Below are 13,015 nucleotides of genomic sequence, written 5' to 3' on the forward strand. Positions count from 1 at the left end.
GGATCGGATCAATCCGCCCACTGCACCCAGCCGCCGAGCCAGGTCACCAGCACCACGGCGCCGAAGGCGATGCGGTACCAGGCGAAGGGCACAAAATCGTGGCTGGAGATGTAGCGCAGCAGCCAGCGCACGCAGGCCCAGGCCGACAGGAACGAGACGATGAAGCCGACCGTGAACACCGGCAGGTCGGTCAGCGCCAGCGCGTCGCGTTCCTTGTAGAGGCTGTAGGCCCCGGCGCCGACCAGCGTCGGAATTGCCAGGAAGAAGCTGAAGTCGGTCGCCGCCTTGCGCGACAGGCCGAGCAGCATGCCGCCGATGATCGTCGCGCCCGAGCGGCTGGTGCCGGGGATCATCGCCAGGCATTGCACCAGGCCGACCTTCAGCGCATCGATGGCGCGCATGTCGTCGGCCTCGACCAGGCGCGGCGCGGCAGCCGCCGGGCGCCGCTCGGCCCACAGGATCACCAGGCCACCGAGGATGAAGGTGCTGGCGACGACCGGCGCGTTGAACAGGTGCGCCTTGATCAGCTTGCCGAACAACAGCCCGAGCGCCACCGCGGGCAGGAAGCCGATCGCCACGTTGGCGACCAGGCGCCGCGCCGCCTCGCTGCGCTGCACTTGCGTCAGCGCATCGCGCAGGCGCTGCCAGTAGACGATGATCACCGCAACGATCGCGCCGGTCTGGATCGCGATGTCGAAGACCTTGGCCTTGGCGTCGGCGAAATCCAACAGGGAACCGGCGAGGATCAGGTGCCCGGTCGACGAGATCGGCAGGAACTCGGTCAGGCCCTCGACCAGGCCCATGATCGCGGCCTTCAGCAACAACACGAGGTCCACCGACCCTCCCGGCAATCAAAGCCGCGCATGATACCGACGGGGCATGACGGTCCCCGGCGGTGACGCGCTCGGGTTGTCGAGGTTGACCGCCGTACCCGTCGCGGGCTATATTACTGACCGGTCAGTCATTAATTTATGGATCCCAGCGACAACCCCATCCGCCGCCGGCGCAAGGACGCCCGCCCGCAGGAGCTGCTCGACGCGGCGCTCGAGCTCTTCGTCGAGAAAGGCTTCGCCGCCACGCGCGCCGAGGAAGTCGCCATCCGTGCCGGCGTCTCGAAGGGCACCCTGTACCTGTACTACCCGAGCAAGGAAGACCTGCTGAAGGCGGCGATCGCGCAGAACCTGTCCGAACGCCTCGCCGCCGGTGCTGCCGAGGCCGCCACGTTCCCCGGCACGCCGGGCGAGTTGCTGCGCCACATCCTCGTGCGCTGGTGGACGCAGGTCTACGACAGCCCGGCGTCGGCGGTCTTCAAGCTGGTGGTCACCGAGGTGCGCAACTTCCCGGAGATCGGCGACTACTACATCCACGAAGTGGTCGAGCCGGCGCATGCGCTGCTCGGCGGCATCATCCAGCGCGGCATCGACAGCGGCGAGTTCCGGCCGGTCGACGTCGGCGTGGCGGTGCACTCGCTGGTGCTGCCGATGATCATGGTCTGCCTGCACAAGCATTCGCTCGGCGCCTGCGCCGTCGAAGAGCACCACATCGACGGCCGCGACTTCATCCGCCAGCACGTCGACCTGGTGCTCAGCGGGCTGTGCCGGCATGCCACCGTCGAAGCACCGGCGCTGACATGCAATGAGAGCGGCCCGGGCAGCGGCGCACCAGCCGCAGCTCGCAGGGCCAAGGCCGCGAAATAGAATCGCCGCTTTTCGAATTTGCACTCGCAGGACACCCGCGCCATGAACGTCGAACAGGCCCGCTTCAACATGATCGAGCAGCAGATCCGTCCGTGGGACGTGCTGGACGCCGGCGTGCTGTCGCTGCTGGCGACGCTGAAGCGCGAGGAATTCGTGCCCGCCGCCTACCGCGCGCTGGCGTTCGTCGATGCGGAAGTGCCGCTGCCCGAAGGCCAGTGCATGCTGGCGCCGAAGGTCGAGGCACGCCTGCTGCAGGAGGCGCAGGTCCTGCGCCACGAGCGTGTGCTGGAGGTCGGCACCGGCTCGGGCTTCATGGCCGCGCTGCTCGCGCACCGTGCGCAATCGGTGATCTCGCTCGAGCTGCGCCCGGCGCTGGTGCAGCTCGCGCAGGACAACCTGCGGCGGGCAGCGATCAGCAACGCCAGCGTGCGCCAGGCCGATGGCGCCGCCGGACTGGCCGCCGAAGCGCCGTTCGACGTCATCGTGCTGTCCGGCTCGGTCGAGGTGCTGCCGCAGGCGCTGCTCGACCAGCTGCGCGTCAATGGCGGCCGGCTGATCGGCATCGTCGGCACCGAGCCGGTGATGCGGGCGGTGCGCGTGACACGCCTGGGCGAGACCTCGTTCCAGACCGTCGAGCTGTTCGACACTGTCGCCGGCCGGCTGCAAGGCTTCGAAGCGCCGACGCGCTTCACGTTCTGACGCGGCCGATGGGCCTGCAGACGCCGCAGTTCATCGCAGCCCCGACGCAGCCCGTCGCATTTCCGTTGGCGCGGATGCGGTCCTGGCCCTAAAAACGCGCCCTTGCGCCCACTCTCCCAACAACGCTTCCAATTCGAGGACCTTCGATGCCCAGCCAGCACCAGCGACCCCCAGCCCCGCGCCTGCGCACGATCATCCTGGCGCTCGGCATGCTGGCGGCAGCCACGGCCCAGGCGCAAAGCCTGAAGGAGCTGTACGACGCGGCGCATGCCTATGACGCGACGTACCTGGCGGCGAAGGCGCTGGCAGATTCGGCGCAGTACAAGGCGGCGCAAGCGGAAGCGCTGCGTCGGCCGGTCGTTGCATTGGCCGGGTCGGCGACGCGAACCGAGATCGACCCGGTCGCCGGTTCGAACCTCAGCGCCAACACGGGCAAGGTCGAAGTCAACGCCAGGCATCCCTTGTTCAACCGCGCCAACGCCGCGACGATCGACCAGGCATATCGCGCACTCGACGTGGCAAAGGCCGATCTCGAAATCGCCGAACAGGACCTGATCGTGCGCGTCTCCCAGGGCTATTTCGACGTGCTGGCGGCCCAGGACACGCTGGCCACGGCCCGGGCCAACCGCACCGGCATCAGCGAGCAACTGGCGTCCGCGAAGCGCAATTTCGAAGTCGGCACCGCGACGATCACCGACACGCGCGAAGCGCAGGCCCGCTTCGACCTGGCCACCGCGCAGGAAATCGCGGCCGATAACGACTTGCGCACCAAGCGCATCGCGTTGGACCAACTGGTCGGCCGCACCGGCATCGCGCCCAAGCCGCTGGCAGTGCCGGTCGCGCTGCCGCCGCTCGGGGCGCCCGATCCGGAGGAGTGGGTGCTTCGCGCTGACACACAGCATCCGCTGGTACGCAAGGCACGGCTCGGCCTCGACATCGCCAAGCTGGAGACCGCCAAGGCGCGCGCTGGCCACTTGCCGACGGTGGACCTGATCGGCTCCGTCGGGAATACACGCGAGACCGGCTCGGCAGCATCGATCGGCGGCGGTCGGCCCGGCACGACCCGCAATGCGACGGTTGGCGTCCAGCTGAACTACACGCTGTATGCGGGCAACTCGATTCAGAACCGCGTCAGCGAAACGACGATCCTGGAAGAGAAGGCCCGCAACGATCTCGAAGCGTCGCGCCGTGGTGTCGCCCAGGCCACGCGCCAGACCTTTTACGGCGCTCAATCGCTGCAAGCGCAGGTCAAGGCGCTCGAAGCCGCCGAGTCGTCGAGCAAGCTGGCGCTCGAAGCGACCCAGCTCGGCTACCGCGTCGGCGTGCGCGTGAACCTCGACGTGCTGAACGCGCAGACCCAGCTCTTCACGACGCAGCGCGACCTGGCCAAGGCGCGCTACGACACGGTCATGACCAGCCTTCGCCTGCGCCAGGCCGCCGGCCAGCTGAACCCGCAGGACGTGCAGGCGGTCGACGCGTTGCTCGCGCGCTGACCCGCTCTCGCTCCAAGCGAAGCGCCCGCCTCGGCGGGCGCTTTTCATTTCTTTGCGCTTGATCCCGATGGCGCTGCACGATCCGACGCCGATACTGGATTCATCGGCTTCACGAGGATCCGCGCATGTCCGTGAACCTGCAGGCCGCGCTCGCGGCGCATCGCTTCGGCCTCGGCGAAGCCGAGCTCGGCAGCATCGGCCGCGATGCCCGCGACTGGCTGCGCGCACAGATCGGTCCGGCCGACGTGCAGGCCGCACGCGCCGGCGACACGCTGGTCGACAGCGCCGAAGGCCTGAAGCTGCAGGTCGCGGCGCGCCGCCAAACCGACGACGGACCGCGCGCGCTGCGCGACAGCATCGCCGCGGACCTGCGCGCCCGCCTGGCCACCGCGGCGAGCACGCGGCGCCCGTTTGCCGAGCGCCTGGCACTGTTCTGGACCAACCACTTCACCGTGTCGCTCGGCAAGGGCAGCGTGCGCGGCCTCGTCGGCGCGTTCGAGCGCGAGGCGATCCGGCCGCACATCGGCGGCCGCTTCACCGAGCTGCTCAAGGCCAGCACGACCCATCCGGCGATGCTGCGCTACCTCGACAACCACCTGTCCGCCGGACCGCAGTCGCGCGTGGTGCAGCGGGTCGCGCGGCGCAGCCGCGACATGGGCGAAGGCAACACGCCGCGGCTGACCGGCCTGAACGAGAACCTCGCGCGTGAGGTGCTGGAGCTGCACACGCTGGGCGCGGCGCATGGCGCCGGCCGCTACGGCCCGTGGGGCGGCTATTCACAGGCCGACGTCACCGCGCTGGCCGCACTGCTGACCGGCTGGCGCGGCGGCCTGCCGTCGGGCCCGGTCTTCGATCCGAACTGGCATGAGCCGGGTGCCAAGACGGTGCTCGGCCGGCGCTTCGACGAAGGGCCGCAGGCGCTCGACGAGGTGCTGGCGATGCTGGTGCGCCAGCCGTCGACCGCGCGCTTCATCGCCACCAAGCTCGCGCGCCACTTCGTCGCCGACGAACCACCGCCGGCATTGGTCGACCGCCTGGCCGAAGCCTTTGGCCGCAGCGAAGGCGATCTGCCGCGCGTCTACCAGGCCCTGCTCGATGCGCCCGAGGCCTGGACACCGCAGCCGGCGAAGCTGAAGACGCCGGAGGAATTCGTCGTCTCGGCCGCGCGCACGTTGAAGCTCGGCGAGCGCCTGGTCGCCCGCGCGCCGGACGCCGGCCTGGCCGCACTCGGCCAGCGCCTTCACAACGCGCCCTCGCCCGCCGGTTGGCCCGATCGTGCCGAGGAGTGGCTGGGCCCGGAAGCGGTGTGGCAGCGCGTCGAGTGGTCGGCGCGCCTGGGCGAGCGGCTCGGCGCGCAGGTCGATGCGCGCCAGCTCGCCGAGGCCAGCCTCGGGCCGCTGCTCGGCGCCGCGACGCGCCAGCAGATCGAACGCGCGTCCGACAGCGGCCAGGCCCTGGCGCTGCTGCTGATGGCGCCCGAGTTCCAGCGTCGATGAACGAGGTTCCCCCATGAGCCCCCTGATGAGCACCCGCCGCGGCCTGCTGGCCGCCGCCGCGTTGACAAGCCTCGCGCCGCTGTCGCTCGCTTTGGCCGGCAGCGGCCGCCCCGACGGTCCGCGCCTGGTGCTGGTGATCCTGCGCGGCGGGCTCGACGGCCTGTCGGCGGTGCCGGTGCCGGGCGACCCGGCGTTTGCCGCGGCGCGCGGCGCGCTGGCCCAGTTCGCCGAGGCCCCGCGGCCGCTCGACGGTCCGTTCGCGCTGCATCCGGCGCTCGAGCAGCTGCACGCGATGTACCAGCGGCGCGAGCTGGCCGTCGTGCATGCCACCGGGCTGCCGTACAAGGAGCGCTCGCACTTCGAGGCGCAGCAGCTGCTCGAATCCGGTGGCCAGCGGCCTTACGAGTTATCAAGCGGCTGGCTCGGCCGCGCGCTCGGCGCCGCGCCGGGTGCCAAGGGGCTGGCCTTGCAGACCGCCGTGCCGCTGGTGCTGCGGGGTCCCGCCGCCGTCGACAGCTGGGCGCCGTCGGCCCTGCCCGACCCGTCGCCCGACCTGCTGCAGCGGCTGGCACGGCTGTACGAATCCGACCCGGCACTGGCCCAGGCGCTCGAACGGGCGCGCGCGCTGCGCGCCGATCATCCGGACATGGCGAGCTCACCGATGGCCGGGCCCGCCGGCGCGCGGCCGCAGCAGCAGAACGGCGTGCTGCTGGCGCAGCGCGCCGCTGAGTTCCTCGCCCGCGCCGATGGCCCGCAAGCGGCGGTGCTCGAGCTCGGCGGCTGGGACACGCATGCGAACCAGGCGGCGGCGCAGGGGCCGCTGGACGCGAACCTGCGGCGGCTGGATGCGATGCTCGCGGCGTTGCGCGAAGGACTGGCGGCGACACCGGGGCTCTGGCAGCGCAGCGTCGTGCTGGTGGTGACCGAATTCGGTCGTGAGGTTGCCAGCAACGGCACCCAGGGCACCGACCACGGCAGCGGCGGCGCGGCCTTCGTGCTCGGCGGCGGTGTGCGCGGCGGCCGGGTGCTCGCCGACTGGCCGGGCCTCGCGACCCAGGAGCGCTTCGAAGGCCGCGACCTGCGCATCACGACCGACCTGCGGGCGCTGCTGAGGACGGTGCTGCACGAGCATCTGCGCACGCCGGCGGCCGCACTGGACAGGGAGGTCCTGCCCGGGACGCGTGGGCTGGCCAGCCTGCCGCTGTGGCGGGCTTGAAGAACGCGCGAGGTCGGCCCGGCGCGGCGCCGGGTTGGCCTGCCCAGGTGTAGCGTGACGCAGGCAGACAGGACATAGGTCGGGTTAGCCTCGCGCCCATGGACTCTCTGACCAATGCCGCGGCGCGAGCGCTCGCCGCCGGCGATGCGCTGGGCGCGCTCAAGCGGATCGCGCTGCGCGACGATGCGCCGGCCCTGGCCTTGCGCGGCATCGCGATGGCGCAGCTCGGCGAGCATGCGCGCGCGCGGGAGCTGCTGCGTCGCGCCGCGCGCGGCTTTGGACCGCACGAGGCGCTGGCGCGGGCGCGTTGCGTCGTCGCGCAGGCCGAGGTGGCGCTGGCGATGCGCGATTTCGGCGGCGGGTCGCGCGTGCTGCTCGCCGCGGCGGCGACGCTCGAGGCGCATGCCGATCGCGCCAACGCGACGCAGGCGCGGCTGATCGCGGCGCGGCGGCTGGTGCTGCTGGGCCGGCTGGCCGACGCCGGCACCGCGCTGGCGCAGATCGACGCGCGAGGGCTGCCGCCGGCGCTCGCCGCGGTGGCCGAGCTGGCCGCTGCCGAGCTGGCGCTGCGCGCGCTGTGCGTGGACGCGACGCCCGCCGCGCTCGCGCGGGCGCAGGTCGCGCTCGCGCGGGCACACGACGCGGCCGCCCGCGCACGCGTGCCGGCGCTGCAGGCCGAAGTGGCCGAAGCGTGCGCCGCGCTCGATCGGCCCGCCGCGCGGCGCCGCGTCGCCGGGCTCGAGCAGTTGCTGCGGCTCGACGAAGTCGCCGCCGTGCTCGATGCCGATGCGCTGGTGGTCGATGCCTGCCGGCGCAGCCTGCGCGCCGGTGCCGCACGGCAATCGCTGGCCCGGCGTCCGCTGCTGTTCGCGCTGGCGCAGGCGCTGGCCGAAGGCTGGCCCGGCGACGTCGATCGCAACGCGCTGATCGCCTCGGCCTTTCGCATGCAGCGGCCCGACGAGACGCACCGCGCGCGGCTGCGCGTCGAGATCGGCCGCCTGCGCGCGCTGCTGGCGCCGCTGGCACGCATCGACGCCACCGCGCGCGGCTTCGCGCTGCGCCCGCACGACCCCACGCGCGATGTCGTCGTGCTGGTACCGCCGATCGACGGCGAGACGGCCTCGCTGCTTGCGCTGCTGGCTGACGGCGCGGCGTGGTCGACATCGGCGCTGGCGGTCGCGCTGGGGGCGAGCCAGCGCACGGTGCAGCGTGCGCTGGTCGAGCTCGAAGCCGCAGGCCGCGTGCGCGCCATCGGCCGCGCGCGCGCGCAGCGCTGGCTCGCGCCGCCGCTGGCCGGATTCACGACGATCTTGTTACTCCCCGCTGCGCTGCCGCCTGCGTAGAGTGACCTCACCGCGCCGATGTGACGGCGCCTTCGAGGAACCCCGCCATGACCAGCACCTTGAACAAGAACGCAGCACCCCCTTCGGCGCAACCCGCCGAGATCGTGCGCGAATACGGCCCCTTCCCGGGCGCCGAGCGCATCAACGGCGTCACGCACGACGGCCGCCGCGTCTGGGCCGCCACCGGCACCAAGCTGATCGCGATCGATCCCGCCAGCGGCGAGCCGGTCGACTCGCTGGCCTGCGCCTGCGACGCCGGCACCGCCTTCGACGGCCGGTTCCTGTACCAGATCGCCGAGTCGCGCATCGACAAGATCGACCCGGTCAGCGCACGGGTGGTCGCATCGATCCCGACGCCCGGCGGCGGCAGCGCCTCCGGCCTGACGTGGGCCGAGGGCAGCCTGTGGGTCGGCCAGTACCGCGACCGCCGCATCCATCGCATCGATCCGCAGACCGGCGCGGTCATGCGCACGGTCGAGTTGAACAGCTTCGTCACCGGCGTGACCTGGATCGACGGCGAGCTGTGGCACGGCACCTGGGACGGCGACGACAGCGAGCTGCGCCGCGTCGATCCGCACGACGGCGCCGTGCTCGAGCGCCTGCAGATGCCCGCCGGCACCGGCGTCAGCGGGCTGGAGTCCGACGGCGCCGCGCTGCTGTACTGCGGCGGCGGCACGAGCGGCAAGGTCCGCGCCGTGCGGCGCCCGCAGCGCACGCGCCCCTGAGCATCCACCCCTAGGCCGCCAAGTCAGCGGCCACGCGCGACGGCCGCTCGCCGAAAGCGGGCGGCCTGGCCGCGGCATTGCCCACCACCCCCGAACGGCTCGATGAGCCCAGGAGAAATTCGATGAGCACCCCGATTGCAGACCACCCCACCGCAGCGCACCCGGTCGTCTCGCGCGACCACTGGCTGGCCGAGCGCAAGGCGCTGCTGGCAAGCGAGAAGGCCTTGACGCGGCAGCGCGACGAGCTCGCGCGCCAGCGCCGTGCACTGCCGTGGGTGCGGCTGGACAAGGACTACGTCTTCGACACGCCCGACGGTCCGCGCACGCTGGCCGAGCTGTTCGGCGGCCAGCGCCAGCTCGTCGTGCAGCACTTCATGTTCGGCCCCGGCTGGGAGGCCGGCTGCGCGAGCTGCTCGTTCATGGCCGACCACATCGACGGCGCGCTGCCGCACCTGGCGCAGCGCGACCTGGCGCTGGCGGTGGTTTCGCGCGCGCCGCTGGCCGAGATCGAGCGCTTCCGCCGGCGCATGGGCTGGCGCTTCCCGTGGGTGTCGTCGTTCGGCAACCACTTCAACCGCGATTTCGGCGTCAGCTTCACGCCGGACGAACGCGCGCTGGGCCCGGTGCTCTACAACTACGCGCTGCAGCCGTTCCCGGTCGACGAGGCGCCCGGCATCAGTGCGTTCTACAAGGACGATGCAGGCACCGTGTTCCACACCTACTCGACCTACGGCCGCGGCGTCGAGCTGATGATGGGCGCGTACGAGCTGCTCGACATCGCGCCCAAGGGCCGCGACGAGGACGGCTTGAGCCACACCATGGCGTGGGTGCGGCATCACGACCGCTATGAGCCGGCGCTGCGCGAGCAGGCCGCGCCGGCCAGGCACGAACGCGCCGCGCCGGCCGACGGTGCGTGCTGCAGCGAGCACGCCTGAGTCCCGCGGGGTCACGTGATGGCAGATCTCTGGCCCTGGCTCGCCGTGGCCGCGCTCGGCGCGCTGCACGGCTTGCACCCGGCCACCGGCTGGGCGCTGGCCGCAGCATGGGGACTGCGCACGCAGGACCCCGCCCAGGCGCTGCGCGCGCTGCTGCCGATCGCGATCGGCCATGCCAGCTCGATCGGCCTGGTGGCCGGCGTCGTCGCGCTCGGGCTCGCGATCGACCGCGATTGGCTGCAGGCCGTCGCCGCCGGGCTGCTCGTCGGCGTGGTGATCGTGCACCTCGCGGGCCGGCCGGCACCGCGGCTGCGCGTGCCGAGCGGCCATGCGGGGCTCGCGTTGTGGTCGTTCATGATGGCCACCGCGCACGGCACCGGGCTGATGCTGGTGCCGGCGCTGGTGCCGCTGTGCCTGGCCGGCACGCCGGCGCGCGAGATCACCGCATCGGGCTCGCTGCTGCTGGCACTCGCCGCCGTCGGCGTTCATCTGGCGACGATGCTCGTCATCACCGCCGTCGTCGCCAGCGGCGTGTGCCGTGCCTTCAGGTCCTGGCGCGGCCGCACGCGCCGTTCGGACTCCGCGCGCGCTGGCGCTGCTTAGTCCTCGCGCTGCAACGCCAGCACGCGCTGCGCCATCCACTGCGCCGCGCCGCGGTGCGAGGCGGCGAAGGCGAACGCGCGCTCGACCCAGACGCGGCGCTGCGGATCGGCCGCCAGTTTCAACGCCGCGTCGACTCCGGCGGCCAGATCCGGCACGCGCAACGCGGCGCCGGCGGCGAGCGACAGCTCGGCCGCCTGCGCGAAATTGAAGGTGTGCGGCCCCATCACCAGCGGGCAACCACAGGCAGCGGCCTCGATCAGGTTCTGCCCGCCGAGCGGCGCGAAGCTGCCGCCGAGCAGCGCGACATCGGCGCAGGCGTAGTACAGCGGCATCTCGCCCAGGCTGTCGCCGAGCCAGACATCGGCTTGGCGCGCGTCGGCCGGCGGCGTCTCGGTCCACGAGCGGCGCCGTGCCAATGTCAGGCCGGATGCCTGCACCAGCGCCGCCACCTCGTCGAAGCGCTGCGGATGGCGCGGCACGATGACGAGCAAAGGACGCGGCAACGGCAGCCCGCGCCACAACTCGAGCAGCGGCTTTTCTTCGCCCTCGCGCGTGACGGCGGCCAGCACCACCGGCCGCGCCAGCGCCTGGCGCCATTGCAGGCCCTGCGCCAGCAGGCGCGGCGGCGGCGTCATGTCGTACTTCAGGTTGCCGCCGACCATCACCTGCGGCGCGCCGGCGGCCGACAGGCGCCCGCCGTCGTCGTGCGTCTGCGCCAGCACCAGCGTCAGCCGGCGCGCGGCCGGGTGCATCAGCGCCGCGAGCCGGCGGCCGCGCCGCGCGCTGCGCTCGGACAGCCGCGCGTTGGCCAGCACCATCGGCACATCCAGGCGCTCGGCCTCGCGCATCAGGCTCGGCCACAGCTCGGTTTCCATCAGCACCCCGACACCCGGCCGGAAGTGGCGCAGGAAGCGCCGCGCGGCGCCCGGCATGTCGTAGGGCAGCCAGGCCTGCAGATCGCCTTCGCGCAGCAGCGCGCGGCCGGCGTGGCGGCCGGTGGCGGTGCCGTGCGTCAGCAGCAGCCGCAGGCCCGGCTGCTGCGCGCGCAGCGCGTCGATCAAGGGCACGGCGGCCCGCGTCTCGCCGAGCGACACCGCATGCAGCCACAGCGCTCCCGGCGCGACCTGGCCGCGGTAGAGCCCGAGCCGCTCGCTCCAGGCGCGCCGATACCACGGCTCGCGCGCGCCACGCCGCCACAGCCGCCACAGGTACAGCGGCAAGCCGAGCCGCAACAACAGCGCATACAGCGCGCGCGCGAGCCGGTGGACCAGGGGGGTCATGCCCAGCAGCGCCGGCGCGCGCGCGGTGTCGGTCAATGCGCCGCCAGCGCGATCTGCGCGTCGGGCTTCACGGCCCGCAGCGCGCTCATGAACTCGTGCTCGATGCGCTCGAGCGCCTCGGGCGTGTGGCCCTCGAAGCGCAGCACCAGCACCGGCGTGGTGTTCGACGCGCGCACCAGGCCGAAGCCGTCGTCATAGTCGACGCGCAGGCCGTCGATCGTGATGATCTCCTTCGCGCCGGGGAACGTCGCCTGCGCCTTCAGCGCCTCGACGACCTGCGCCGGCTCGCCCTCGGCACAGGGCACGTTCAGCTCGGGCGTGTTGAAGGCGGTGGGCAGGGCGTTGAGCATCGCGCTCGGATCGTCGGTGCGCGACAGGATCTCGAGCATGCGCGCCGCGGTGTACATCGCGTCGTCGAAGCCGTACCAGCGGTCGGCGATGAAGATGTGGCCGCTCATTTCGCCGCCTATGGGCGCGCCGATCTCGGCCAGCTTGGCCTTCATCAGCGAGTGGCCGGTCTTGTACATCAGCGGCACGCCGCCGGCTTCGCGGATCATCGGCGCCAGGCGCGTGCTGCACTTGACGTCGTAGAGGATCGTCTCGCCCGGGTGGCGCGACAGCACCTCCTTGGCCAGCAGCATCAGCTGGCGGTCCGGGTAGATGATGGTGCCTTCCTTGGTGACGATGCCGAGCCGGTCGCCGTCGCCGTCGAAGGCCATGCCGAGCTCGGCCTCGGTGGCATGCACCACCTTGATCAGGTCGTTCAGGTTCTCGGGCTTGCTCGGATCGGGATGGTGGTTGGGGAAGTCGCCGTCGACGCGCGAGTACAGGTCGATCACCTCGCAGCCGAGCGCACGCAGGATCTGCGGCGCCGAGGCACCCGGGATGCCGTTGCCCGAGTCGACGACGATCTTCATCGGCCGCGCGAGCTTCGCGTCGCGGGTGATGCGGTGGCTGTACTCGGCGAAGATGTCCATCGTCGCGCTGCGGCCGCGGCCGGGCGTGTAGTCCTCGGCCTCGATGCGGCGCTTCAGCGCCTGGATCGCCTCGCCATAGATCGCCTTGCCGGCGAGCACCATCTTGAAGCCGTTGTAGTTCTTCGGGTTGTGGCTGCCGGTGACCTGGATGCCGCTGTGGCAGCCATGCTTGCCGCGCGTCGCGGCGACGTAGTAGAGCATCGGCGTCGTCACGGCCCCGATGTCGACGACATCGAGCCCGGTCGACGTGAGCCCGCGGATCAGCGCGGCGACGAGACCCGGGCCGGAAATGCGCCCGTCGCGGCCGACGACCACCGCCTTCTCGCCGGCGGCGACCGCCTCGCTGCCGAAGGCGCGGCCCAGGTGCTCGGCGAATGTCTCGTCGATGCCCTGCCCGACGATGCCGCGGATGTCATAGGCCTTGAAGGCCGAGGCTTGTACCTGCATGGGATCCCCGTATCTGGAGTGGGCGCGATTCTAAGGACGGACGCTGGCCTGCCGGGCGCCACAGGGACAGGTCCGAAAACGGCTAGTGCGGACCGCCCCGGCGC

Annotated in this window: 12 protein-coding genes; 9 read left to right on the forward strand and 3 right to left on the reverse strand. The window is 72.1% G+C overall.

All coding sequences use genetic code 11. The features are described 5' to 3' along the window. Nucleotides 1–8 precede the first annotated feature (8 nt). Nucleotides 9–836, reverse strand: coding sequence for an undecaprenyl-diphosphate phosphatase (locus tag HLB44_RS09135; protein ID WP_173122282.1), 828 nt, complete (start codon nucleotides 834–836; stop codon nucleotides 9–11). A 135-nt stretch (nucleotides 837–971) separates the two neighbouring features. Here HLB44_RS09135 and HLB44_RS09140 point away from each other — a divergent pair, with 135 nt between their 5' ends. From HLB44_RS09140 to HLB44_RS09180, 9 genes are all read left to right on the forward strand, one after another. After that, nucleotides 972–1,697, forward strand: coding sequence for a TetR/AcrR family transcriptional regulator (locus HLB44_RS09140; protein WP_173122283.1), 726 nt, complete (start codon nucleotides 972–974; stop codon nucleotides 1,695–1,697). A 42-nt stretch (nucleotides 1,698–1,739) separates the two neighbouring features. Next, nucleotides 1,740–2,396, forward strand: a complete 657-nt coding sequence (locus HLB44_RS09145) for a protein-L-isoaspartate O-methyltransferase family protein (RefSeq protein WP_173122284.1) — start codon at nucleotides 1,740–1,742, stop codon at nucleotides 2,394–2,396. Nucleotides 2,397–2,542: 146 nt separating this feature from the next. Then, nucleotides 2,543–3,889, forward strand: coding sequence for a TolC family outer membrane protein (locus HLB44_RS09150; RefSeq protein WP_173122285.1), 1,347 nt, complete (start codon nucleotides 2,543–2,545; stop codon nucleotides 3,887–3,889). A gap of 125 nt (nucleotides 3,890–4,014) precedes the next feature. Beyond that, entirely contained in the window at nucleotides 4,015–5,385 is a 1,371-nt protein-coding gene (locus tag HLB44_RS09155) for a DUF1800 domain-containing protein (protein ID WP_173122286.1), read from the forward strand. Nucleotides 5,386–5,398: 13 nt separating this feature from the next. Then, nucleotides 5,399–6,601: a DUF1501 domain-containing protein gene (locus HLB44_RS09160; protein ID WP_217283593.1), complete on the forward strand. Its 1,203-nt coding sequence runs from the start codon at nucleotides 5,399–5,401 to the stop codon at nucleotides 6,599–6,601. 98 nt (nucleotides 6,602–6,699) lie between these two features. Then, nucleotides 6,700–7,944, forward strand: a complete 1,245-nt coding sequence (locus HLB44_RS09165; RefSeq protein WP_173122287.1) for a helix-turn-helix domain-containing protein — start codon at nucleotides 6,700–6,702, stop codon at nucleotides 7,942–7,944. 47 nt (nucleotides 7,945–7,991) lie between these two features. Continuing rightward, nucleotides 7,992–8,669: an NHL repeat-containing protein gene (locus tag HLB44_RS09170; RefSeq protein ID WP_173122288.1), complete on the forward strand. Its 678-nt coding sequence runs from the start codon at nucleotides 7,992–7,994 to the stop codon at nucleotides 8,667–8,669. 122 nt (nucleotides 8,670–8,791) lie between these two features. Beyond that, nucleotides 8,792–9,604, forward strand: coding sequence for a DUF899 domain-containing protein (locus HLB44_RS09175; RefSeq protein WP_173122289.1), 813 nt, complete (start codon nucleotides 8,792–8,794; stop codon nucleotides 9,602–9,604). Nucleotides 9,605–9,622: 18 nt separating this feature from the next. After that, entirely contained in the window at nucleotides 9,623–10,207 is a 585-nt protein-coding gene (locus HLB44_RS09180; protein WP_173122290.1) for a hypothetical protein, read from the forward strand. On the opposite strand, the gene HLB44_RS09185 is transcribed toward HLB44_RS09180, so the two are convergent. Together HLB44_RS09185 and HLB44_RS09190 are read right to left on the reverse strand one after the other, a co-directional pair. Further along, on the reverse strand, nucleotides 10,204–11,487 hold the full coding sequence (locus HLB44_RS09185) for a 3-deoxy-D-manno-octulosonic acid transferase (protein WP_173122922.1): 1,284 nt from the start codon (nucleotides 11,485–11,487) through the stop codon (nucleotides 10,204–10,206). The two genes, HLB44_RS09180 and HLB44_RS09185, sit on opposite strands and share 4 nt — an antisense overlap. A gap of 32 nt (nucleotides 11,488–11,519) precedes the next feature. Then, entirely contained in the window at nucleotides 11,520–12,911 is a 1,392-nt protein-coding gene (locus HLB44_RS09190; protein ID WP_173122291.1) for a phosphomannomutase/phosphoglucomutase, read from the reverse strand. Between the last annotated feature and the right edge of the window lie 104 nt (nucleotides 12,912–13,015).

This window comes from Pseudaquabacterium terrae, assembly GCF_013266755.1.
GTDB classification, from domain to species: domain Bacteria; phylum Pseudomonadota; class Gammaproteobacteria; order Burkholderiales; family Burkholderiaceae_C; genus Pseudaquabacterium; species Pseudaquabacterium terrae.